22 protein-coding genes are annotated in these 22,974 nt (G+C 67.5%); 10 read left to right on the top strand and 12 right to left on the bottom strand.

Going from position 1 to position 22,974, the window contains the following annotated elements; translation table 11 throughout:
* Positions 1 to 107: 107 nt before the first annotated feature.
* From V6S67_RS03765 to V6S67_RS03755, 3 genes are read left to right on the top strand one after another with little or no spacing between them, the layout of a single operon-like run.
* Positions 108 to 1,793, top strand: a complete 1,686-nt coding sequence (locus tag V6S67_RS03765) for an amidohydrolase (RefSeq protein ID WP_334208970.1) — start codon at positions 108 to 110, stop codon at positions 1,791 to 1,793.
* A 2-nt stretch (positions 1,794 to 1,795) separates the two neighbouring features.
* Positions 1,796 to 3,121, top strand: coding sequence for an MFS transporter (locus V6S67_RS03760; protein ID WP_334208969.1), 1,326 nt, complete (start codon positions 1,796 to 1,798; stop codon positions 3,119 to 3,121).
* On the top strand, positions 3,111 to 4,406 hold the full coding sequence (locus tag V6S67_RS03755) for an ArgE/DapE family deacylase (RefSeq protein ID WP_334208968.1): 1,296 nt from the start codon (positions 3,111 to 3,113) through the stop codon (positions 4,404 to 4,406). Before V6S67_RS03760 ends, V6S67_RS03755 begins: the two co-directional genes overlap by 11 nt.
* 57 nt (positions 4,407 to 4,463) lie before the next feature.
* Here the strand turns inward: V6S67_RS03755 and V6S67_RS03750 are convergent, their stop codons facing one another.
* The 6 genes from V6S67_RS03750 to V6S67_RS03725 all read right to left on the bottom strand — a co-directional run bounded on the left by V6S67_RS03750 (position 4,464) and on the right by V6S67_RS03725 (position 10,348).
* Entirely contained in the window at positions 4,464 to 5,753 is a 1,290-nt protein-coding gene (locus tag V6S67_RS03750; RefSeq protein WP_334208967.1) for a M20 family metallo-hydrolase, read from the bottom strand.
* A gap of 186 nt (positions 5,754 to 5,939) precedes the next feature.
* The gene (gene hxlA / locus V6S67_RS03745) at positions 5,940 to 6,563 is read right to left on the bottom strand and encodes a 3-hexulose-6-phosphate synthase (RefSeq protein WP_334208966.1); all 624 of its coding nucleotides are present in this window, start codon (positions 6,561 to 6,563) and stop codon (positions 5,940 to 5,942) included.
* A 42-nt stretch (positions 6,564 to 6,605) separates the two neighbouring features.
* The gene (gene hxlB, locus V6S67_RS03740) at positions 6,606 to 7,181 is read right to left on the bottom strand and encodes a 6-phospho-3-hexuloisomerase (protein ID WP_334208965.1); all 576 of its coding nucleotides are present in this window, start codon (positions 7,179 to 7,181) and stop codon (positions 6,606 to 6,608) included.
* Positions 7,182 to 7,325: 144 nt separating this feature from the next.
* Positions 7,326 to 8,177, bottom strand: a complete 852-nt coding sequence (locus V6S67_RS03735; protein ID WP_334208964.1) for a helix-turn-helix transcriptional regulator — start codon at positions 8,175 to 8,177, stop codon at positions 7,326 to 7,328.
* A 45-nt stretch (positions 8,178 to 8,222) separates the two neighbouring features.
* A complete protein-coding gene (locus V6S67_RS03730) occupies positions 8,223 to 9,734 on the bottom strand; it encodes an amidohydrolase (RefSeq protein WP_334208963.1) in 1,512 nt (503 codons plus the stop codon).
* Positions 9,731 to 10,348 (bottom strand): FMN-binding negative transcriptional regulator, encoded by a 618-nt coding sequence (locus V6S67_RS03725; protein WP_334208962.1) that lies wholly within the window; start codon positions 10,346 to 10,348, stop codon positions 9,731 to 9,733. The genes V6S67_RS03730 and V6S67_RS03725 overlap by 4 nt, the downstream gene beginning before the upstream one ends.
* 68 nt (positions 10,349 to 10,416) lie before the next feature.
* Between V6S67_RS03725 and V6S67_RS03720 the strand changes: the two genes are divergently transcribed.
* Positions 10,417 to 11,319, top strand: a complete 903-nt coding sequence (locus tag V6S67_RS03720; RefSeq protein ID WP_334208961.1) for an aldo/keto reductase — start codon at positions 10,417 to 10,419, stop codon at positions 11,317 to 11,319.
* Between the two features lie 76 nt (positions 11,320 to 11,395).
* Here V6S67_RS03720 and V6S67_RS03715 read toward each other — a convergent pair whose 3' ends face one another.
* Positions 11,396 to 12,526 carry a GmrSD restriction endonuclease domain-containing protein gene (locus V6S67_RS03715; RefSeq protein WP_334208960.1) on the bottom strand — a complete coding sequence of 377 codons (1,131 nt, stop codon included), beginning with the start codon at positions 12,524 to 12,526 and terminating at the stop codon, positions 11,396 to 11,398.
* Positions 12,527 to 12,903: 377 nt separating this feature from the next.
* Here V6S67_RS03715 and V6S67_RS03710 point away from each other — a divergent pair, with 377 nt between their 5' ends.
* Both V6S67_RS03710 and V6S67_RS03705 read left to right on the top strand, forming a co-directional pair.
* Entirely contained in the window at positions 12,904 to 13,629 is a 726-nt protein-coding gene (locus V6S67_RS03710) for a hemerythrin domain-containing protein (protein ID WP_334208959.1), read from the top strand.
* A 164-nt stretch (positions 13,630 to 13,793) separates the two neighbouring features.
* The gene (locus tag V6S67_RS03705; RefSeq protein WP_334208958.1) at positions 13,794 to 14,492 is read left to right on the top strand and encodes a phosphoribosyltransferase; all 699 of its coding nucleotides are present in this window, start codon (positions 13,794 to 13,796) and stop codon (positions 14,490 to 14,492) included.
* Between the two features lie 579 nt (positions 14,493 to 15,071).
* Here V6S67_RS03705 and V6S67_RS03700 read toward each other — a convergent pair.
* On the bottom strand, positions 15,072 to 15,302 hold the full coding sequence (locus V6S67_RS03700) for a dihydroxyacetone kinase subunit DhaK (protein WP_334211510.1): 231 nt from the start codon (positions 15,300 to 15,302) through the stop codon (positions 15,072 to 15,074).
* Between the two features lie 373 nt (positions 15,303 to 15,675).
* Between V6S67_RS03700 and V6S67_RS03695 the strand changes: the two genes are divergently transcribed.
* The 3 genes from V6S67_RS03695 (at position 15,676) to V6S67_RS03685 (ending at position 18,901) form a co-directional block, all read left to right on the top strand.
* A complete protein-coding gene (locus tag V6S67_RS03695) occupies positions 15,676 to 16,836 on the top strand; it encodes a thermonuclease family protein (RefSeq protein WP_334208957.1) in 1,161 nt (386 codons plus the stop codon).
* A 99-nt stretch (positions 16,837 to 16,935) separates the two neighbouring features.
* On the top strand, positions 16,936 to 17,949 hold the full coding sequence (locus V6S67_RS03690) for an EcsC family protein (RefSeq protein WP_334208956.1): 1,014 nt from the start codon (positions 16,936 to 16,938) through the stop codon (positions 17,947 to 17,949).
* Positions 17,950 to 18,166: 217 nt separating this feature from the next.
* Positions 18,167 to 18,901: a DUF4230 domain-containing protein gene (locus V6S67_RS03685; RefSeq protein ID WP_334208955.1), complete on the top strand. Its 735-nt coding sequence runs from the start codon at positions 18,167 to 18,169 to the stop codon at positions 18,899 to 18,901.
* 99 nt (positions 18,902 to 19,000) lie between these two features.
* On the opposite strand, the gene dhaK is transcribed toward V6S67_RS03685, so the two are convergent.
* From dhaK to V6S67_RS03665, 4 genes are read right to left on the bottom strand one after another with little or no spacing between them, the layout of a single operon-like run.
* The gene (gene dhaK / locus V6S67_RS03680; RefSeq protein ID WP_334208954.1) at positions 19,001 to 19,996 is read right to left on the bottom strand and encodes a dihydroxyacetone kinase subunit DhaK; all 996 of its coding nucleotides are present in this window, start codon (positions 19,994 to 19,996) and stop codon (positions 19,001 to 19,003) included.
* Positions 19,997 to 20,040: 44 nt separating this feature from the next.
* Positions 20,041 to 20,673 (bottom strand): dihydroxyacetone kinase subunit DhaL, encoded by a 633-nt coding sequence (gene dhaL, locus V6S67_RS03675; RefSeq protein ID WP_334208953.1) that lies wholly within the window; start codon positions 20,671 to 20,673, stop codon positions 20,041 to 20,043.
* The gene (locus V6S67_RS03670; RefSeq protein ID WP_334208952.1) at positions 20,670 to 21,488 is read right to left on the bottom strand and encodes an HAD-IA family hydrolase; all 819 of its coding nucleotides are present in this window, start codon (positions 21,486 to 21,488) and stop codon (positions 20,670 to 20,672) included. Before V6S67_RS03670 ends, dhaL begins: the two co-directional genes overlap by 4 nt.
* Positions 21,489 to 21,490: 2 nt before the next feature.
* Positions 21,491 to 22,354, bottom strand: coding sequence for a class II fructose-bisphosphate aldolase (locus V6S67_RS03665; RefSeq protein ID WP_334208951.1), 864 nt, complete (start codon positions 22,352 to 22,354; stop codon positions 21,491 to 21,493).
* Between the two features lie 172 nt (positions 22,355 to 22,526).
* Between V6S67_RS03665 and V6S67_RS03660 the strand changes: the two genes are divergently transcribed.
* Positions 22,527 to 22,964, top strand: a complete 438-nt coding sequence (locus V6S67_RS03660) for a GlcG/HbpS family heme-binding protein (protein WP_334208950.1) — start codon at positions 22,527 to 22,529, stop codon at positions 22,962 to 22,964.
* The last annotated feature ends 10 nt before the right edge of the window (positions 22,965 to 22,974 follow it).

Genomic DNA, 22,974 nt, shown 5'->3' with positions numbered 1-22,974 from the left:
CATTCTACGGCTGGAGGCGGTGCCATCCTCCCATTGTGGGCGCAGGTGACGGGGACCACACTGGTAGGACTCGTCACCACGGCCGCCTCTCCACCCCAGGGACCTCCATGCTCGATCTCCTGATCACGAACGCCCGACTCTCCACCGTGAACGAGGACCGGCCCACGGCCCACGCGATGGGCATCCTCAACGGCAGCATCGTCGGGTTCGACGACGACGTCTCCGACCTCCCGGCCCGGCGCACGATCGACCTGGATCAGGCCGTCGTCGTCCCTGGGTTTGGAGATTCCCACAACCACATGGCGTGGTTCGGGCAGTCGCTGCAGGAGCTCGACCTCAGCGGCTGCCGCACCCTCGACGAGGTGTCCGCAGCAGTGCGGGATTTCGCGGCGGTCCTCGACGAGGGCCAGTGGCTCGTCGGTTCCGGGTACGACGACACCGTCCTCGGCGCCCACCCGCACCGCACGCTGCTGGACGCCGCAGCCCCGGGACGCCCGGTCTGGCTGAAGCACCGTTCCGGCCACATGTGCTCGGTGAACTCCCTCGCCCTCGAGCTGGCCGGCATCCTCGACGGCACGGCCGCGACGCCGGAGGGCGGGAAGGTGGTGACGGACACCGACGGCCCAACGGGCCTGCTGGAGGAACGGGCCCAGCAGCTCGTCACCGCCCTCGTCCTGCCCTATCCCGTCGCGGACCTGGCGGACGCCATCGCAGCGGCCAGCGAGGTGTACGCGTCCGAGGGCCTGACGCATGTGGTGGAAGCGGGCATCGGCGGCGGGCTGATCGGACGCAGCCCCGTCGAACTCGCCGCCTACACGCTCGCCCGCCGGCAGGGCGCGCTGAAGACGCGCGTGCAGCTCATGGTCGCCAGCGACGCCCTGCACCCGGTCACGTCGCACGGCGACGACCGCATCGACTTCGGCCTGGACCTCGGGATCTCCACGGGGTTCGGCGACGACGCCGTGCGGATCGGCGCGATGAAGATCTTCGTGGACGGTTCGCTGATCGGGCGTACCGCGGCCGTCACCGAACCGTTCTGCGACCACGCCCACGGGACCGGCGCCTTCCAGCTCTCCATCGAGGAGCTGACCCGCCGCATCATCGCGGCGCACCACTCGGGCTGGACCGTCGCGGCACACGCCATCGGCGACTCCGCCGTCGACGTCGCCCTCGACGCGTTCGCGGCGGCGCAGCAGGAACTGCCCCGGCCGGACGTCCGCCATCGGATCGAGCACGCGGGCATGGTGCGCCCCGACCAGCTGGACCGGTTCGCGGAGCTCGGGATCACGCCCGTCCCGCAGCCGCACTTCCTGTACGAGGTGGGCGACACGATGGCCGCCGCCGTCGGCCCGGACCGCGAACCGTGGGTCTACCGCCACCGCTCGTTCCTCGCCTCCGGCGTACGCGTGCCCGGCAGTTCGGACCGCCCCGTCGCCAGCGGCGCTCCCCTGCTCGGCATGCAGTCCATGGTTCAGCGCCGCACCTCCTCGGGCGCCGTGATCGGCCCCGACGAACGCGTCGATGCTGAGGCGGCCCTCCGCGCCTACACCGTCGACGCGGCGTGGGCCGCCGGGGACGAGCAGCGCCGCGGCACCCTCGAGCCCGGCAAGCTCGCCGACTTCGTCGTCCTCTCCGACCACCCCGCCCACGTGGACCCGGAGCGCATCGGCGCCATCGAGGTCCTCGCCACCGTCCTCGGCGGCGCGTGCGTCTTCGGCGACGCGTTCCTCGATTCCCGGACGGCCGTCCCCGTCCCTGCCACCGCAACGCACCCCTCCGACCAGGAAGCCTGACCATGCAACCCTCCGAGGCAACACCCACCACCCCGTCCGACGTCCCGAAAGTCAGCGGTGCGGACGCCGGCAAAATCGCCCGCGCCGCGTTCGTCGGCACCGCGCTCGAGTGGTACGACTACTTCCTCTTCGGCACCGCCGCGGCCATCGTCTTCAACCGCCTCTTTTTCACCACCCTCGATCCCACGGCTGCGACCCTGGCCGCCTTCGCGACCTTCGGCGTCGGCTTCGCCGCGAGGCCCCTGGGCGCCGTGCTGTTCGGCTTCATCGGGGACCGCGTGGGCCGCCGACCCGCCCTGCTCATCACCATCGTCATGATCGGCTGCGCCACAGGTCTCATCGGCGTCCTGCCCGACTTCGGCAGCATCGGCCTCGCGGCACCCGTCATGCTCGCGATCCTGCGGCTCATGCAGGGACTGGCCGTCGGCGGTGAGTGGGGCGGCGCGATGACCATCGCCGTCGAGCACGCGCCGATCGAGAAGCGCGGCCGGTTCGCGGCCCTGGTCCAGGTCGGGTCACCCGTCGGCACGCTCATGTCCTCCGGCGCCTTCGCCCTCGTGCTGCTGCTGCCCTCGGAGTCCTTCGACGCCTGGGGCTGGCGCCTGCCGTTCCTCGCCGCCTTCCCGCTGCTGCTCATCGCCCTCTACATCCGCCTCAAGGTCGAGGAGTCGCCGATCTTCCGCGAACTCGTCAAGCTCGAGGAACGCGCGAAGATCCCCGCCCTGGAAGTCTTCCGGCACGCCTGGGGCCGCCTGATCGTCGCCGTGGCCGCCGCGTTCCTCGGTGTCGGCGGGTTCTACGTCATGACGACGTTCGTCATCAGCTACGGGACCGGCACGCTCGGCCTCGAGCGCGGGCTCATGGTCAATGCGACGCTCGTCGCCGCCGTCTTCCAGATCGGCGTCGTACTCGTCATGGGACGCATCAGCGAGCGGGTGGGCCCCGGCCGCATGACGTTCATCGGCGGCATCATCACCGCCGTCGCCGCGTTCCCGCTGTTCTGGCTCATCGACACCAGGAACCCCGCCGCGATCATCCTCGCCGTGACGCTCGGCATCGCGTTCCTCTCCATCGCCTACGCCGTCACCGGTGCACTGCTGACCGAGCTCTTCCCACCCCGCCTGCGCTACAGCGGCGTGGCGCTCGGCTACAACCTCGCCGGTGCGCTGAGCGGGTTCCTCCCGCTGATCGCCGTCGCACTGCAGGGTGCCTCCGGTGGCGGATCGTGGACCGCAGCCCTGCTGCTCATGGCCGTCTCGCTCATCACCGCCGCCGGTGGCTTCTTCGGCGAGCGCCTCCGCGTGAAGGACAAGGCCATTGTCCAGTAACCCCGTAGGAGGCGTGCCCCTCGACGACGGACAGCGCCGCCGGATCCTCGACGCCGTCGATGCCGCCTTCGACCGTCAGCTCGCCTTCACGGCCGAGCTCGTCCGTCACCCGTCGCTGCGGGCCCAGGAGTCCAGCGCCCAGGACCTGCTCTTCGCCGCCCTCCAGGAGCGGGGGCTCGAGATGGACCGGTGGCAGCTCGAGGAGGAGTCCCTGTCCGGCCATGTCGGGTACGGCCCCACCACCGTGGCGTTCGAGGACCTCACCAATGTGGTCGGCACCTACACGCCGGAGGGGTCCGCGGAGGGCCGCTCGCTGATCCTCAACGGACATGTCGACGTCGTCCCCACCGGTCCCGAGGAGACGTGGTCGCGCAGCCCCTGGGACGCACCGGTCATCGACGGGTGGATGTACGGGCGCGGCGTGGCGGACATGAAGGCAGGGCTCGCGGCGAACCTGTTCGCCTTCGACGCCGTGCGCGCCGCGGGCCTGTCGCCGCAGGGACGGATCCACCTGCAGTCGGTGGTCGAGGAGGAATGCACGGGCAACGGGTCCCTCGCGGCCCTGCAGCGCGGCTACACGGCGGACGCCGTCGTCATCCCCGAACCGGAGGAGGACATGCTCGTCCGCGCGAACGTGGGCGTGATCTGGTTCCGGGTCCGTGTCTCGGGTCAGCCCACGCACGTGCGGGAGATGGCGTCGGGGTTCAACGCGATCGATGCCGCCTACCCGGTCATGCAGGAACTCCGCACGGTGCAGGACCGCTGGAACGCGGACAAGGGCAACCACCGGTACTTCGAGGACCTCGAGCATCCGATCAACTTCAACATCGGCACCATCGCCGGCGGCGACTGGCCCTCGAGTGTCCCCTCCTGGTGCGAGTTCGACGTCCGGGCATCCCTTTACCCCGGGATCTCCGCAGCGGACGCCTGGCGGGAGATCGAGGACTGCCTGGGCTCGATCGAGAGCGAGGCGGAGATCTCCGCGGTCCGCACGGGCTTCTTCTCCGAGGGCTACGTCCTCGAGGAGGGATCAGCGGCCGAGCAGGCGTTGGCGGCGGCGCACCAGCATGTCACCGGGGCCGAGTTGCAGAGCTTCACGACGCCGGGCTACCTGGACGGACGCGTGTTCTCGCTGTACGCCGGGATCCCCGCCCTGGTGTACGGGCCGACGTCGGAGTCCATCCACGGCTTCGACGAGCGGGTCTCTGTGGAGTCCGTCCGCACCGTGACCAAGACGATCGCGCTGTTCATCGCCACGTGGTGCGGAGTGTCCGAGACCGCCTGAGCTGCAGCTGACGAGAGGAGCCCCGCCGATGGCGGGGCTCCTCTCGTCATGCCGGGGTCAGGCCGCGGACCGGTCGAGTTCCCCGACGCACAGCGCGCGGACGACGTCGGTCAGGACGTGCAGGCCGTCCACGATGTCCTGGTCGGTGGTGTACTCGTGCTCGTTGTGCGAGATCCCGTCGACGGAGGGGACGAACAGCATGACGGTCGGGACGATGTCCTTCATGTTCGTGGAGTCGTGGCCCGCCAGGGTCTTGACCCGGGCGTGCTTCAGGCCCCGGTTCGCTGCGAGTTTCTCCGCCAGCTCGACGCCTTCGAGCTGGTAGGGCGTCACGCCCCAGCAGTGCGAGCCGGTCTTCTCGATGCGCACCCGTGCGCGCTCCTCGATGACCGGGAGCTGCTCGTGCAGTGCCCTGTCGGCCTCGGCGAGGAGTTCCTCGTCGGCGGAGCGGAGGTCCAGCAGCAGCGTCACCCGGGACGCGACGACGACGGGCGAGTTCGGGTAGACGTCGAGCTGCCCCACCGAGGTGTGGAGGACGCCGTCGGGGAACCGGTCGGCGACGTCCCGGGCGGCGACCACCAGGAGCGACGCTCCCAGGAGGGCGTCCTGCCGATCCGCCATGATGGTCGAGCCGGTGTGGGACTGCTCGCCGTGCACCACGAACTCGTACTTGTTGGCTGCCCAGTTCGATGCGACGGCGCCGATCGTGACACCGTCGCGCTCCATCCCGCGGCCCTGTTCGATGTGGATCTCGGCGTAGTAGGCCGGGTCCGGCCCGTCGAGCGTGCCCTGGCTCGCCGTGGCCGCCAGGGCGTCCCGGACGGGGATGCCGGAGGGGTCCTCGGTGGCGAGTGCATCCTCGAGGGGCAGCCTGCCGGTGAAGACGGAGCTGCCCATCATGGAGGGCTTGAAGCGGGCGCCCTCCTCGTTGAACCAGTTCACCACCGCCAGGTTGTAGCGCGGGGTGTCACCGGCGGCACGCCACTCCTCCGCGAGCGCGAAGGCCGCGTGCGCGGCAGCGAGCACCCCGTACGCGCCGTCGTACCGGCCGGCCGAGGGCTGGGAATCGAGGTGCGAGCCGACGAGGACATAGGGTGCGCCCGGAACGAGCTCGAGGAGCCCGAACTGGTTGCCGATCCGGTCGAAGCGGACCGTGAAGCCCCCGTCGGTGAGCAATCGCGTGAGCCAGGCCCGCTGCTCGCCGTCCGCCGGGGAGCCTGCCTGCCGCTCGACTCCCCCGCCGGGCGTGGCGCCGAAGGTGCAGAGCGTTGCGAAGTCCTGGAGGAAGGCGGCGTCCCTCCCCTCGAAGGTCGACGGGTTCGGGGTGGCTACGGCTTCGTTGCCCATGGCTGTCCATTCTGACGCTGGATTGGATGTCCGTTCCATCGTCCCAGCGGCAGCACCACGCGGTACTGGCTGTTCTCCACCGATCAGCGGAACCCCGGTGTGCTTTCGCACAGCGCCCCCGGAGAAACGGACAGGCCGGCCCCGAGGAGCCGGCCTGTCCGTTGTCCTGCTGGTCGAGCGGGTTGATCAGCTGATCGCTGCGCGCAGTTCCTTCGCGGCCTGTGCGGGATCGTCGGCGCTGTAGATACCGCCGCCGATGACGGCGACATCGGCACCCGAGGCCTGGACGTCCTTAAGGGTGGCGAGCTTCACGCCTCCGGCGACGGAGAAGGCGACGCCGGCTTCCTTGCCTGCGGTCAGCAGGGTGTTGAGGTCGTAACCGTCCTGGGCCTGCTCGTCGAGTCCGGCGTGGAACTCGACAAACTGCGCACCGAGGTCGGTGACCTCCTTGGCGCGGGCTGCCTTGTCGTCGACGCCGATGAGGTCCACGACCACGCCCTTGCCGTGGGCCTTGCCGGCCTTGATGGCTCCGGCGATGGTCGAGTCATCGGCGACACCGAGCACGGTCACGAGGTCGGCTCCGGCCTTGAAAGCGATGTCGGCCTCGAGCTCGCCGGCGTCCATGGTCTTCAGATCCGCGAAGACGATCTTGTCCGGGTGGGCTTCCTTGACGGCCGTGACGGCGGAGAGTCCGGCGTTCTTGACCAGGGGGGTGCCCAGTTCGATGATGTCGACGTACTCGGCGACCTTCCCGGAGAGCTCGAGGGCGTCTTCGACGGTCAGTACGTCCATGGCGAGTTGCAGTTTCATGATGTTTCCTTTGCTGGCTGGGGGGGGATCAGGGGTGGCGCGCTATTCGAGGTTGGCGTGCCGGGGCCAGAGGTCTTCGGCGGGGGTGCCGTCGGCCTTCCAGAGGGTGTGGAACGTGGCGTCGAGCACCAGGAGCAGTGCCTGCTCGAAGAGGCTGCCCGAGTACTGGCTGGACGCCGTGCCGCCGTGGTCCGTCTTCTGCGCGGCGGGGATGACCACCACGCGGTGAGCCAGTCCGGCGAGCGTCGACTCTCCGTCGGTGGTCAGGGCCGCCACCCGGGCATCCACGGAGACCGCGGTCTCTGCTGCAGCGACTGCGCCGGCGGTGGTCCCGGAGCCGGAGGCGACGATCAGGAGATCGCCGGAGCCGATGGCCGGCGTCGTCGTCTCGCCCACCACGTGCACCGTGAGTCCGAGGTGCATGAGGCGCATGGCGTGCATGCGCAGGGCGAGGCCGCTACGGCCTCCACCGGTGACGAAGACGCTCCGGGCCTGCTGGATCTCGGCCACGAGCGCTGCGAGCTGGTCCTCCTGCAGGCTGCCGGCTGCTCCGGCGATTTCGTCCTGGATCAGGCTCAGACTGGCTGCAACCGACAGTGCATCCGATGCTCTCGTCACGGGTGGCGCTCCTGCCTGTGGGGGTTGGTACAGACTTCAGTCCATCACTCCCCCGGAGCACCCAACCGCCCAAGACCTACCCCGCTGGACCTAGTTTGCGCAGGGCTAGCCTGAGATGTGGCACGCGCCACGGCGGCGGCAGGATCAGGCGGAGGCAGGGGACGACGTCGTCAACCCGGCGAGCCTCGCGAGCGCGGCTTCGCTGCTGGATCCCGGAGCCCCGTAGTAGGTGCAGACGCTCTGGTCCGCTTCTCCCGGGACCAGGAGGGTCTGGTAGTGCAGCACGAACTCCCCGCCGACCGGGTGGGTGAACCGGATCTCGCCCTGGTCCTTCTCGTGGACGTTCTGGTCCTCCCAGAACCGGGTGAACTCAGGACAACCCGCCCGCAGATCGGCGATGAGTTCGGCCAGCTGGCGGTCCTCCGGGAAGCGTCCGACGTCGAGGTGCAGCATCGCGGTGGTCTGCTCGCCCACCTGCTCCCAGTCCCGGTAGAGCTCACGGGCCTTCGGATCGAGCAGGATGAAGCGGGCGTAGTTGCGGTGCGGAGCCGGAAGCGCCTCGAAGTCGGTCATCAGGGCCCTCGCCAGGCGGTTGCTGGCCAGCACGTCGGTGCGGCGTCCGAGGATGATCGCGGGTACCGATTCCATGACGGCGAGCAGGTCGTACAACCCGGGGCGCACGCGCTGGGGCTCCAGGCCGGGCGTGTGGTGCGGCAGCGGAGTGCCGCAGAGGTTCAGCAGGTGGTTCCGTTCCACCGTGTCGAGGCGGAGGGCCAGGGCGATGGAGTCGATGATCTCCAGCGACACCGCGCCACCGCGGCCCTGCTCGATCCGCGTGTAGTAGTCGGGGCTCATGCCGGCGAGCCGGGCCACTTCCTCGCGCCGGAGCCCGGGCACGCGCCGCACCCTGCCGTCGAACGGCGCTCCGAGCTCGGTCGGTGAAAGCCGTGCGCGTCGCGAGCGCAGGAAAGCGGAGATCTCGGCGGCCCGGTCCATGCCTTCCATCTTGCCGCACCCGGGACGTCCCCCGGACCCCGACAGCTAGCCCTGGACGGTTGCGTCCTCGTCGAGGGTGGAGTGCGTCCACCGGCCCCCGAGCATGGTCGCCGACACGGCGAAGTTCCGCAGCTGGTGGTCGTCGGCGCGGAGCGGGTCCAGTTCCGTGACCACGAGATCCGCGACGGATCCCGGCCGGAGCATCGTGCGCCCGTCGGTGGACGCAGCGAGTGCCACCGATGCCAGCACGCGCTGCTCGGGGTGCCAGGGTGACCGCCCGTCCCGTGCCCGGGACACGGCGGCGGCCATCGACACCCACGGGTCCAGCTGTGCGACCGGCGCGTCCGAGCCGAGCCTGACCTCCGCGCCCGCTTCGACCAGGCTCCCGAAGGCGAAGGCCCGGTGTGTGCGCCCCGGCCAGTAACGGTCCGCGACGTCGCGATCATCCATCGCGTGCTCCGGCTGGACGCTGGCAGTGATGCCGAGCCGCGCGAAGCGTCCGAAGTCGGCCTCGTCGACGAGCTGGGCGTGCTCGATGCTTCCGCCGCAGCCCACCTCCTCGAACGCGTCGAGCGCGAGGGTGTTCGCCGCGTCCCCGATCGCGTGGACCGCCGGCACCAGGCCCGCCGTCGACGCGCGGCGGAGGTAGTCGATGAGCCGGCCGCGGTCGACCGTGCAGATCCCCCGGCCTTCAGGGGCATCGTCGAGGCCGGGATACGGCGCATGGCAGTACGCGGTGCGGGTGTTCAGCGAACCGTCGGTGATGATCTTGAACGGGCCCATGGTCACCAGGCCCTCCGTACCCCCGATGACGTCCCCGGTGCGCAGCCCTCTCGCGATGACGGCGTCGAGGTCGTGCGGGTACACGCCGGCCCGGACCCGCATGCCCCGGATGCCGCCGGCCACACGGTGGGCCCACCGGTCGAGGGAGAGGGTCATCTCGAGGTCCACGATGCCGACGACGCCACGGGCGGCTGCGGCGTCGACCGCCTCCCCCACCCAGCCGTCGAGGTGCTCGTCGGGTACCGAGCTGATGCGGGCGTTGACGTCGAAGGCGGCCTGCTCGCGCAGCAGCCCCGTGGGGTGGTCGGCGTGCCCGTGGAGGGCGAGGGCCCTGGTGTTGAGCCAGGCCGCGTGCAGGTCCTTGCTGACGAGCACGACGGGCACGTCGGCCCCGACGGCGTCGAGCGGTTCCTGTGTCGGGGCGTCCGGCCACAGTCCGTCCTGGAAGCCGTAGCCGATCAGGGGCTGTCCGGCCGCCGGTGGCGTCGAGCGCAGGCGCCCGGCGACCAGTGCCGCGGCGCCGGCGGCACTGGTCGCCGAGGACAGGTCGAGGCGCTGACGCATGAGCGCCCATTGGCCCATGTGCACGTGCGAATCCCAGAGACCCGGTGACACCCACCGTCCGCCGAGATCCACCGTCCGGGCGGCGCCGGGCTCGAGGCCCTGGCCCGCGGCCGTGATGATGCCGTCCTCGACGAGGAGGTCCACTGGTTCACCGGGGGTCCCGACCAGGCGCGCGGAGCGGAGAAGGACGCCACCCACGTAGCTGTTCATCCTTGCCCTGTCCGCCGCATCTCGCGGGCGAGGGCCGGGTTCGCGTAGTGCTCGCCGTGCTCGAGCTCGTCCACGATCCGTTCCACCACGGCGGGAGCCTTGTCCTGGCTGAGCTTGAGCCGCGCGTCGAACCGGGTCACGCGCAGGCGGATCCCCACCGTCCCCCGGGCGACGCGGCGCGATCCGTCGGGGTCCAGTGTCAGCGTGGAGGGTTCCGGCATGACGTGTTCGAAGTGGTCGACCAGCGTCCCGAGCACCAGGAAGTTCTCCTCGTCGGTGAGGATCTCCGGCTTCCCGTACAGGTGTGCGGTGACGTGGTTCCACGTCGGGATGATCTGGTCCTCGGGGTACCAGCCGGGTGAGATGTAGCCGTGCGGGCCCTGGATGATCACCAGCACCTCGTGGTTCCCGAGTTCATGCAGCTGCTCGTCGGGGCGACCGACATGACTGACGATGCTGATGCTGTCGTCGGACGTCTCCTCGAGCATCACCGGGTAGTGCGAGGCCACGAGTCCGCCGGCCGGTGAGGACACGATCGTCGCCCAGGGATTCTCGCGGACGAGTCTCTTGACCTCGCCGACGTCGGACAGGACGAAGTGGGGCGTGTGGCGCATGCCTGCCACTCTGTCACACCGGCCGGGCGGACCCGGGGAGGGATTTCCCGCTCCGGTAGCCTGAGGCAATGAAACCTCTGGCAGACCTCCCCCCGTACATCTACGGCACCACGCGGCTCGGGCACGACGACGTCCCCCGCGAGCAGCAGGCAGCCATGGCCCGCACGGCGATCGACGCCGGCCTCTGGCTCCACACCTCACGCCAGTACGACCACGCCCTCGAGGTCCTCGGAGCCGCGTTGGCCGACGAGCCCAGCAAGATCCCGCCCGTCATCGTGAAGCTCGGCGGCGGCACGGCCGACGACGTCCGGGCGACGATCGCCGAGAACATCGAACCCCTGGGCATCAGCTCCATCGACATCGGCCAGCTCACCGGCGCCGGCGCCTTCGCGGAGGACATGGTCACGGGCGGGTCCACCCTCGCCGATCTGCAGCGCATCAAGGACGAGGGCCTCGTGCGTCGCTTCGTCCTGGAGATCTTCCCCTGGACCTCCGAGGCGCCCCTCGCCGCGCTGCGGGCCGGGCACCTCGACGGGCTGATCGACGGCTACATCTTCTACCTCAACCCGCTGCAGCGCTTCGCCTCCAACGAGCTCTGGGACGAACTGCTCGCACAGGACAAGGCCATCATCTCGATGCGCACCGTGGCCGGTGCGCCCGTGCATACCCTGCGCGATGTCCCTGGGGCCGCGTGGCAGCCCTACCTGCAGGAGCGTGCTGTCGAGGTGGCGCCGATCTTCGAGCGTTCGAGCGTCGCGAGCTGGGCCGATTTCTGCATCCGCTTCGCACACAGCACCCCGCAGGTGGTCTCCACCGTGGGCTCGACGAGCCGCGAGGAGAACCTGAAGGAACTGCTCTCCTTCAGCCAGGACATCACGCCGCTGCCGCAGGACATCGTGGACGAGCTCTTCGCCCTGCAGCGCCGCTGGTCCGACGAGACGGACATCCACGCGGAGCCCTGGAGCATGTAGGGCTTTATGCTGGACGACGACGGCGGGGCAGTCACCTGAGGTGACTGCCCCGCCGTCGTCGTGTTCGGTTCTGCTGCTATTCGCAGGCGACTCCGTCGCCGTCGCGGTCGAGCTTCGACTGGAAACCGGGGCTACCCGCGTAGATCGGGGCAGCGCCCGCTGCGCGGACAGCATCGCAGTTCGGGTAGGGCGCCACGGGGGCAGGAGCCACCGGCGCTGGAGCCGGAGCTACCGGTGCGGGCTCGACGACGGGCGGTGCCACCGGTTCCGGCACGACGGGCGCCGGGGCAGGAGCTACGGGCTCCACGACCGGAGCTGCTTCCTCGACCGGTTCCACCGGTGCTGCCACCGACGGGGCCATCTGGTTGGTCGGCGCGAGGATGCCGTTGCAATTGGACAGGATGCTCGCCATGGCATCGTGCTCGGCCTGGGTGACCCACAGTGTGTAGGTCGCCTTGACTGAAATCTGACGTGCCACGTACTCACAGCGGTAGCCCTTGTTCGGCGGCAGCCAGGTGGCGGCGTCGCCGTCGCTCTTCTGCTGGTTGGTGGGACCGTCCGTGGACTGCAGGTTCAGCGGATCGTTGGCGAAGGCGAGGCGCTGCTCGGCGGTGAGCTGCTGCGCACCCTTCTGCCAGGCGTCGGAGAGCGCGACGACGTGGTCGATCTGCACGTCACTGCTCGTCGCCTGGCCCCGCAGGAACGGGATCTCGGTCCCTGTGTACGGGTCGTCGAGCAGGCCCGACTGCACCTTGCAGGACACCGAGTTCGCGTGGACGATGTCCGTCAGGTCGCGGTTGAGCATGTCGTTGCGGGTGTCGCAGCCGTTGCGGTCGACGTCGGCCCAGGCCTGGCCGAACTGCTCGCGGTCGTACCCCGTCTTCGGTGCACGGCCCTTGACGGGCAGGGTCTCCAGCAGCGCGAGCGCCGTGGTGTCGAAGGCCGGCTGATCCGACGGAGCACGGGGCGTGCCGGTCACGTCCGGGACCGTCTCGGAATCCAGCGGGGCTACGTCCGACGGCGTGGCGCTCGCTGTCGGGGATGGCGTCGCCGACGGTGTTGCGGACTCCGTTGCCGTGCTGGACTGGCTGGCCTGCACGGCCGGTTCGGCGACCGCCGCCGAGTCCGAAGCCGGTGTGGTGGCACATCCTGCGAGGAGGGCGATAGCGGCCGCTCCCGCGAGGAACGGCGCGGACCACGGCGCCATTGAACGCCTCGACAGTTTTTGGGCAGGCGGATGCGGAAACAAATTGATGGGAACCCCCGGAAGTGTCGATGCCACCGCAGAGTTGGGCGGCATCGTGATGAGACAAGTCTTTGCAGAATACAGGGCACACCGGTGACACTCCGCCCGCTCAGCAGTACATCCCTCCCGCTCCCCTGCGGCCGGGAATCCCTACCCCGGCTACATCGGACCCCGTTGCTACGCGCCGGGCGGGAAGAGCTGGCGTCCCTGCTGAGCCTGAGATGCCTTCGGCCTCGGTGGCGCAGGGTGCTGGGCGGCCATTGTGCGAAGCGGAAGCGAAGCCTAGGATCCTGCCGGGGAAGGACTTGGTCTCGACCAACTTCGTGAGGGGCAATCCCATGACCGACTTCTTCACCATGAGACCCGGCGAGACTGCAGCGCCAGTACCATCAGGGCCCGTTCTCTGCACGGGATCGGCGAGCATGCGGCGGATTCACCGCTTTTTCCTGTGGGCGTACGACGAGGCGCCCGACCTGGTGAGATCCGTCGCGCCCGGTGACACCGCCCGCGCCGCCTACGTAGGCGAGGTACTGGGGAACTTCGACAAGGTGCTCCATGTGCATCATGAAGGCGAGGACCTCCTCATGTACCCACGGCTGGCGGAAAGAGCACCGGGGTGCGCCCTGCACATAGAGCAGATGCTCGGGCAGCACAGGCAGGTCACGCAACGGCTCGAGAGTATCGAGCCGGTCCGCTTGGGCTGGATGGAAACAGCCGACGCAAGCATGAGAGCGGACCTCGCTGATCGGTACGAGGAGCTGTCCACCGTCCTCCAGGTGCACCTGCGCCGCGAGGTCACCGAGGTGATGCCCGCTGTGGACAGAGTGATGACCGAGAAGGAGGGGCAGGAGATCGGCAAGCACGGTGTGGAGACGTTCGACAAGAAGTTCCTGGTCGGGTACCTCGGGATGGTGCTGGCCACGAATCCGCCCGGCGAGCGGGAGGAGTTCTTCAAGGCAATCCCGCCGCCGGTCCGCCTCGCCTACCGTCTCGTAGGACGCCGGCTGTATCGCAGGCAGTACGCCATGCTCTTCCCGGGACGCCCCGTTCCCGACACGCTGTGAATTGCTCTGAAGGCGCGGACGAAAGACTCTGAACAGCAGCCCTGAAGCTGACTGAAGATGGAACCCTAGGAAGGAGCGATCGAGCCGTCATCACGCGACACAAGGCCGCCGCCTTCAATGTGCAGACGCCGGATGAAGGCCGCCGACCACCCAAGGAGGACAGCGTGCCGAGGAAAGAGTCCCGAACCTTCGTGGACAGGACGGACACCGGACGGCGGTTGGGACACAGGCTCGCAGGGCTACGGGGTCAGGACGTGGTGGTGCTGGGTCTGCCCCGCGGCGGTGTTCCGGTCGCCTTCGAGGTGGCGAAAATCCTTGGTGCGCCACTGGACGTGATCGTGGTGCGGAAGCTGGGGGTTCCGTTCCGGCCAGAGGTTGCCATGGGCGCCGTTGGGGAGGGCGGCACCCGGATCCTCGATGCGCACGTCCTTTCGCAGGCTCATGTCACGGAGGAGGACCTGCGAACGGTCGAGACGAATGAACGCGCCCTCCTGGAGGAGCGCCGGACCCGGTACCGGCACGGAAGACCCCGGACAGATGTCGACGGGCGTATCGTCGTCGTCGTGGACGACGGCATGGCCACCGGCTCCACTGCGCGGGCGGCGTGCCAGGTGGCAAAGCAACTCGGCGCGGCACGTGTGATCCTGGCGGTACCAGTAGCGCCGGCATCGACGGTGGCCTCGTTCACGGAGGCGGACGCGATCGTGAGCCTCGTTGCACCGCGGAGATTCGAGGCCGTGAGCTGCTACTACAACGACTTCTCAACCACCGAGGACGACGAAGTGGTCAAGCTACTCGACGCCGCGGCACGCTCACGGCGTGGTGTCGACGGGGGTTGTCCTGGTCCGCGCCAGAGGCAGTAGCAGGCCGAAGCCACCGGCATCCGCGCCGGCTTGGACACGGGATAGGGCTTAGGGCTAGATAGACGGTGATCCTCTTCGCCCGCGGAACGTGCCGGATGGGCGGGGTATCCGGCCGCGATCTGACGCTTGACCTGCTCGAGCTCATCCTTGAGCGAATCGACAATGGCACGGTACTTCGTGAACTCAGCCTTCCGGCGTCGAGCCTTCGCGAAGCTGACGCACGCGGCGAGAATGACCAGGGGGAATGACACCAGCAATGCCCAGCCGGACGTGGCCAGGAAGTCCAGGCTATGGGGAGGGCCTGCTGGAACGCCCAGAAGTCGTTAACCCCGCCCACCACTCCTTCCAGTGCGGAGTCCAGTGGTACCAGGAACTCCCCCACGATCGGTGTCTCGGAGAGCGACGGAGCACTCAGGGGTGCGTTTCCTTCCGGGGACCACCGCGGCTGACCGAAGTGGTTTAGCACGTAGATCCCAGCAGCCGAGCTGAGCGCGGCGAAGAGCAGAACGGCACTGAGCGCGATCCAGTGGAAGCTGCGCCGAAGCAGGGAACCCGCCACCAGCCGTCATGCACTGGAACCTAAAAAACTCGGATGGGGATCTCCGCCGGATCCATGAGCAGCGACTCGATCTCGTCGTCGAGCCTCACCAGCCTGATGGACGCGCCGGCCATGTCCAGGGACGTGCAGTACTCCCCCACATAGCTGCGGCCCACACTGATGCCCTGCTCCGCTAGCCGCTTGTGCGCCTGCCCGTACAGCAGATACAGCTCGCTGATCGGGGTACCGCCGAGGCGGCCACGACGATCGATCGCCGTCCGCCGACTCTGTGCAAGCTCAGCTTTCGGTCAGGATTTATGACCGACAAAGGGCACACATCGAATGCGAAAAGGAGGTCCACTTTGGAGGTGACGCCAAAAAATCAGCGCGCCTGACGGGTTCCAATCATCAGAAATTTCGTTCCGCCGGAAGCATGCAACACCCAATACCGTCAGCGGCTCGAAAAGCAGAACAACGAATTTGTGCTAGATCTTTGATGTCATCCTCTGTGCGGTTGCCTTTGGGCAGCGAGTTTCAGGCAGAGCCACGTCGAGAGGTGACGATCAGAACCAGCGGGGCTGATGGCCGGAGGACATAGTTCTCAGCAATCACAGCATCCGCATTCATACCTGCAGAAGAAGATCGATGAACCATGCTCATTTTCGCCGGCTCGCACCGGCAGCACTCCTGACCGTCGCGGTCCTAGCCTCGACGCTGACTGCCTGCACCGCGCCCGAGTTATCCAGCGAACCGACAGCTCACTACCAGCCCGGCACCGTGGTGCGAGTGATCGACGGCGACACCCTCGTCATCAATTTCGACGGTGAAGACCAGACTGTTCGTCTCCTGAATGTGGACACGCCCGAGACGAAGGACCCGGACAAACCCATCGAGTGCCTCGGCCCGGAGGCCACCCAACAGCTCGAATCGTTGACGCCTCCCGGAACAAAGGTCGGCCTCGACTTCGATATCGAGCGGACGGACAAGTACGACCGCGTGCTGGCCGCCGTATTCATCGAGGATCAGACCCTGGTCAACGCGGAACTCGCCCGAGCGGGTTTGGGAGTGCCCATCCTTATCGAGCCGAACAAGAAGTACTACGACGAGGTTCAAGCGGCGTACAACGAGGCCACCACAGCGAGCGTCGGACTGCTGGACGTCGCAGAGGGCTGCACCCTCCCGTCAGAGGCAGCCGAGGCCCTAGAGGAGCTCGCTGCAGCCGTCGAGAAACCCGTCGGCGAAACAGGAACAGCCGTCGCTGCAACAGCCGCCGGCATCCTCGCAGCCCTGACGACCGCGAAAGCCGCCAGGGAGGCGCTCGAAGCAGGCAAGGACACCGTTCGTGTCCTCGCGCTCGGAGCAGACCGCACCACAGCGTTGGCGCGTGAACTCGACAGTCAGATCACCAAGGGCGAGAAGTCGCTGACTACCGCGAACTCCAAAGCCACCGCCCTCAAGGAGGCCGAGAAGGCTGCGCGGGTTGCGGCCGCTGAAGCAGAAGCAGCGCGGGTGGCAGAAGCCGCACGGGTCGAGGCTGAACGGATCCAGGCGGAAGCCGCGGAGGCCGCTCGGGTCGAAGCCAAACGGATTCAGGCAGAAGCCAGCGCTCGTGCCGAAGCAGACCGCCTGGCAGCCGAAGCGGCGGCCGCCGCAGAGCAGGAGCGAATCCGGAACCTCCCGCCTGTGCCCGCGCCCTACACCCCACCCGCCCAGCAGTACATCCCTCCCGCTCCCCCTGCAGTGAAAGACCCCTACACCGGCCCTCGTTGCTACGCGCCCGGCGGAAAAACCTACCGACCCTGCTGAATAAGAACAGCGAAACTCACCCCCGCGTGGCGCACTCAAACAACGTTCAGCGGGGAGCATCCCCGTGCTATCTGCAATTCCAGCCACCAAGGAGTCACAATGAGCGATGACAGCAGCCCTCTTCTCGAGGGCGTAATCTCAATGACGGCGTATGAGCTCCAGGTATGGGAGACGCTCAACGGGCACTGGCAGCGCCGCGACAATCGCCGCGGCCTACCCAATTGGGCGAATTCTGCGCTTAGCCGGACAGGTAAAGTCGCAGGAAACGCCGTAAGCCGGGTTGCTGACGCTATACCGGAAGCTGTCACGCGGCCGGTTTATCGCGCAACTGAGGCGGTCGCCAGTAGGGCAGCACGTCCAGCGCTTGAAGCGGCAACAGCTCTGCTGGAGCTGGTGAACGACTGGGCCACCGAGCTAAACGACCCGAAAACCGTAGAGAAACTTGCGCGTAAGCGCGGCGTCGATCTCAACTCGTTCACTGCGCTGAGGCAGCAGGACCTAAAGGTCTGTGATCGGCTACTAACCCTCAATACGCTCAGATGGCGAACTGCAGGCGCGGTGGAGGGCGGTGCCATGGGCCTGCTAGCTCTGGTCCCGGTTGCCGGCATTCCCATCGCGATGACAGCGGACGTACTCGTCATTCAGGTTCTGAGCGTCTCGATCGCAACTCGTATTGCGTACTCCTATGGCTACGACGCCAAGGACCCGAAGGAGCAGGTTTTCATTCAGCGCCTCGTTAGACGATCCTTCATGACGCAGGCAGCGAAAGTGGAGCCGCTGCGTGATGTCGCGCACGCTGCAGCGGCCGTCAAAGGGCGCGTCAATTGGTCCCCCAAGCTTCGAGCCGACCACCGCCTCCTTACAGCTCTTGAGAAGTTGATGCAGCAGTTGGGTCCGGCCGGTGCAAGAGTCCCACTCAAGAACGTTGCCAAGGTCGTTCCATTCGTGGGCGTGTTAATCGGTGCGGGTATGAATTCTGCAATTCTTGGTAATGTAGCCGCTGATGCTCAGCGGTACTGCCAAACCCGATTCCTCTGCGATAAGTACGGCCTGCCGCTGCCAGTCGCGCTGGCGACTGACCCTGATGACGATTACGAGACGGTCGCTGTGTAGGTGATCTCGACAAAGTTAGCGTTGCAGACCAGCGCACCCCGAACATAAAAAATCCGACTCGACCGTTTACTTTTAAGCGCGATAAGAGCGGTGGGCTGGCCGACGACACGGTCAGCCCACGATTGTTCACGCGTGGCGACATTGCGGGCAGTGGAGGATCTCGCCTTGCTAAACGCTCAGAGATCGAACTCGGGCCGAGTCATGCTCGGACGTGCTGATGATCATCAGGCTGGGGCAGTACACGCGCTACACTAAGGCCGAATTAGCTCATCTGGCACCAGCGCTGGACAGGCAACCACTACATCGGCCCCCGGGCCTCTCAAAGGCTGAAACGGAGCCGACAATCGCAAAGCTTCCAAAGATCATCTTGTCCATGGCGGTTGGCGCTTTTTTGGCGTTGGGAGGACTCGGTGTCGCAGATAAGTATGGGCTGAGCCCGTTTCAGGGTAGCCAAAAGGATCGCCCCGCCCTTCTGACCTCCATTCAAGACCTCAGTGAGTACCATGCCGCCGTGGGTAACTTCGAGGTAGTGACCGAAGAGACAGAAAAGGACTTAGTGGGAGCGCCAGACTTTGTCTCCGGACGCCGGACATTACTAGTTACGGCTGGCACCGTCAACGCCTTTGTCGACATGTCCGACCTTACCGACAATGACCTCATCCTGTCTGACGACGGCAAGTCGGTGAAGGTGCGGCTGCCAGAACCGCAACTCGACAAGCCCAATATCGATCACAGTCGAACTGAGCGGTACGACCTGGAGCGCGGCATAGTCGACCGTGTGGCGGACGCGAGCAATCTACCCGATGATTCGCAGTACTACGTAGCGGCCGAAGCGAAGATGGCCGCCACGGCCGAAGAGTCCGAACTTCTCAAGCGGGCCGCCGAAAACACCCGAGCTGCAGTTACTGGGATGTTCGGCGCTCTCGACATCCAAGTGACCTTCATCGACTAAGCACCTGGCGGACCCGTAGCACGAGGAATGACTCGGCTCATGCAACCACGGCGGGCCGCCCACCGAGAGGTGAGCGACCCGCCGTCGTACGCCGTGAACCTAGAACACGCGGATCGGGACCTCCGCCGGATCCATGAGCAGCGACTCGATCTCGTCGTCGAGCCGCACCAGCGTGATGGACGCGCCGGCCATGTCCAGGGAGGTGCAGTACTCCCCCACATAGCTGCGGCCCACGCTGATGCCCTGCTCCGCCAGGCGCTTGTGCGCCTGCCCGTACAGCAGGTACAGCTCACTGATCGGGGTGCCGCCGAGGCCGTTGATCATGAGCGCCACCCGGTCGCCCTCCTTGAAGGGCAGGTCCTTCACGATCGGGACGAGCATCTCCTCGACGATCTCGTTGGCCGGCATCATCTTCCCCCGACGGCGGCCCGGCTCGCCGTGGATGCCCACGCCGATCTCGATCTCGTCCTCGCCCAGCTCGAACAGCGGGCTGCCCTTGGCCGGCGGCGTACAGGCGGTCAGCGCGACGCCCATGGTGCGGGTCACCGCGTTCACCTTCTCACCGATGCGGATGATCTCGCCGAGGTCCGCACCGCGCTCGGAGGCGGCGGCCACGGCCTTGATGACGAAGAAGTTGCCCGCCACCCCACGCCGCCCGATCGTGTAGGTCGAGTCCTCCACGGAGACGTCGTCGTTGATGAACAGCGTCTTCACCTCGATGCCGTCCGCCGAGGACATCTCCTCGGCCATCTCGAACACCATCTTGTCGCCCGTGTAGTTGTTCACCAGCAGGAGCACACCCTTCGGCGACGCCATGAGCTTGGTGGTCTCGTACACGTAGTCGAACGGCGGGGCCGCGAACACGTCGCCCGGGCACGCGGCGTCGAGCATGCCCTTGCCCACGATCATCACGTGGGCCGGCTCGTGCCCGGAACCGGAGCCCTGGATGATGGACACCTTGCTCTCGTCCGGGCCGTCGGCGCGCATGATCAGGTTGTACTCCGGCACGTACTTCAGGGTGTCAGGGTTGGCGAGCGCGAGGCCCTCGAGCATCTCCGGGACGAACTGCTGCGGATCATTGACGAACTTCTTCATGGGGGCTCCACATCGTTGTGAGTTGGGACGGGCAGAAGGAAGAGTCAGGGCCAGTCGGCCACGATGCGCTCGATGATGACGGCCACGGCCACCGCACCGGCGTCGGGTGAACCGATGCTGCGCTCCCCGCTGTAGCTGGCACGGCCGCGCTTCGCCTGCATGCTCGACGTCGCGTCCGCGCACTCGCGCACCTTCGCGGCGAACGCCGTCCGGCACTCCTCCGGCGAGGCACCCACGGCGAGCTGGCGTTCGAGCTCGTCGGTGGCGGGGATGAGGGCGTCGAGCAGCGTCTTGTCGCCGAGGTCGGCGTTGCCGCGCTTCTTGATGCCGTCGGTGGCACCGCGGAGCATGGCGACGACGGCGGCCCCGTCGATCGTCTCGGTGGTCTTCGCGGCAGCGGACGCCCGGAGGAAGGCCGTCCCCCAGAGCGGCCCCGAGGTGCCGCCGATCCTGCTAGAGATGGCGAGCGCGATCTGCTGCAGGAAGGTGGCGACGTCATCACGCTTGAACGAGTCCCAGTCCGCCAGCACCTTTTCGAAGCCGCGGGCCAGTGAGTAGCCGAGGTCGCCGTCGCCCACCACGGCGTCGAGGTCGCCAAACTCCTTCTCCTTCTCGACGGCTGTCTGTGCCAGGGAGTGGACGACGTATTCGACGTCGTCGATCGTGGTGGTGCTCATGGGATCTCCGTTCGGGTCGACGATGCATGGGAAGCGGACGGCGCCCTGGAAGCATCGAGTAGGGCCTGCAGGGTGGCGAGGGTGACGACGCCGCGGACCCCGACACCGTGCGGGTCCTCAAGGACCTCGGCCTGTTCGCCGTCCGGGTCGCCGAGGGAGCTCACGACGAGCGCGGCACCGGTGAAGTCCTCCTCGCGCGTGAAGCCGCTGACCGTCACCACGGTGGCCAGGCCTGCACCGACGGCAGCGCGCAACCCGTTGCCGCTGTCCTCGACGACGATCGCGTCGTCGGCCGGCACTCTCAACTCCGACAGGGCGAGCAGGTAGATGTCCGGCGCGGGCTTCTTGGCGGGCACAATGTCGCCGGCGAACACCGCGAAGTGGGAAGCAAGGTTATCCCCGACGGCGTGCGCCAGGACCGCGCGCACCGCCGGTTCCGCGGAGGTGGAGGCGACGGCGAGCGTCCACCCGGCGTCGTGCGCTTCCCGCACGATGCGCGCGATGCCCGGCCGCGCGGGCATGACGCCGCTCTCCACCAGTCCCTTGTAAATCTCTGTCTTCCGCTTGTGCCAGGCGAGGATCGCGGCGTCGGTCGAGGAGTCGTCGTTCAGGCTGAGCTCGGCGACCAGCGCGGGGGTGAGGATGCTGCGCATGCGCTCCTTGCCGCCGCCGATCTTCACCTTCTCGGCGTACTCGTCGACGCTCCACTGCACGGGCACGCCGAACTCGGAGAAGGTCCGGTTGAAGGCGGGCAGGTGGCCGTACTGCTCGGTGTCGGCGAGCACGCCGTCGCAGTCGAAGATGAGGGCCGGCATGCTCAGCGGCCGCCCTTGCCGGCGCTGCCGAACTGCTTGCAGAGGTCCGTGACCATCGCGACGACGTCGGAGCGGGTGTGCTTGAACAGCGACGGCGGGTCCCACTTGCTGTTCTGCTCGGCCTGCTTGAGGAACGCCAGGCTGGACTGCATGTACGTCTCCTTGAGCGCCGTGGAGATGTTGACCTTCGCGCAGCCGCGGGCGATGAGATCGGCGAACTGCTCGGCGCTCAGGCCGCTGCCGCCGTGCAGGGCAATGGGGACGTTGCGTGCCTCGACGATCTGCGTGACACGGTTGGCGTCGAGCACGGGGGCGGCCTTGTAGCTGCCGTGGGCGTTGCCGATCGAGGGGGCGAAGACATCGATCCCGGTGGCATCGATGAACGCGAGTGCCACTTCGAGGCTCTGCTGCCTGGAGACGTCGTCGGACCCGTGGTCGTCCTCGACGCCGGTGATGGCCTCGATCTCGCCCTCCACCTGGGCGCCGTAGCTGCGGGCCTCGGCGACAACGTCCACGGTCTGGCGCTGGTTCTCCTCGACCGGGAGGTTGGAGGCGTCGAAGAGCACGGAGTTCCAGCCGGCCTTCAGGCATTCGGTGACGACGTCGCGGTCCGGGCAGTGGTCGAGGTGCAGGGTGACGGGCACCTCGATGCCGCGCGTCATGGACTGCCACATGTCGAACAGCACGCGGGAGCCGATGCTGCGCACGGTCTTCACCGAGGTCTGCAGGATCACCGGGGAGTTGGCCTCCACGGCGCCGGCGAGCACGCCCTCCATAGTCAGGTCGTTGAAGATGTTGATGGCGGGCACCCCGTAGCGTGCCTCGAATGCCGGGTCGACGATGTCCTTCAGCGGTACAACGGCCATGGTGATTCCTCCTGGTCAGGCTGACCCCCACGCTAGGTGCGCATTGCCGCCCTGAATATGGGGGTTCTCCCGCCCTCCCCCTGGGGGTAATCACCACCTCGTCAGCAATGGATACGCGTGGTTGAGTGGGCCGCGGCCGCCCGGCCACCCACTTCGACGACGAAGGACCCCCATGACTCTCGGATCAGTACTCGAAACCATCACGTCCAAAGAGGCCCGCCTCGTCATCGACGCCGCGGCAGCGAAGGCCGAGGAGATCGGCCAGCCCATGGACATCGCCGTGGTCGACGCCGGCGGGAACCTGAAGGCGCACGTGCGGATGGACGGCGCGAACATCGGCAGCATCAGCATCGCGATCAACAAGGCCTACACGTCCATCGCGTTCCAGTGCGAGACCGGCGACCTGCAGGGCGTCACCCGACAGGATGGCCCCATCTATGGGCTGAGCGACGCTCACGGCGGCCGGCTCGCGGTGTTCCCCGGCGGCATCCCGCTGGTGCGCGACGGCAGCATCGTCGGCGCCATTGGTGTCTCCACGGGCACCATCGAGCAGGACCAGGAAGTCGCCTCCGCCGGCGCCGCCGCCTACCTGGAGTTCGCGATTGCCTGACCCTGGTGCG

Source organism: Arthrobacter sp. Soc17.1.1.1, from assembly GCF_036867195.1.
Taxonomy (GTDB): domain Bacteria; phylum Actinomycetota; class Actinomycetes; order Actinomycetales; family Micrococcaceae; genus Arthrobacter_D.
This window is presented reverse-complemented; position numbering and strand designations above follow the sequence as displayed.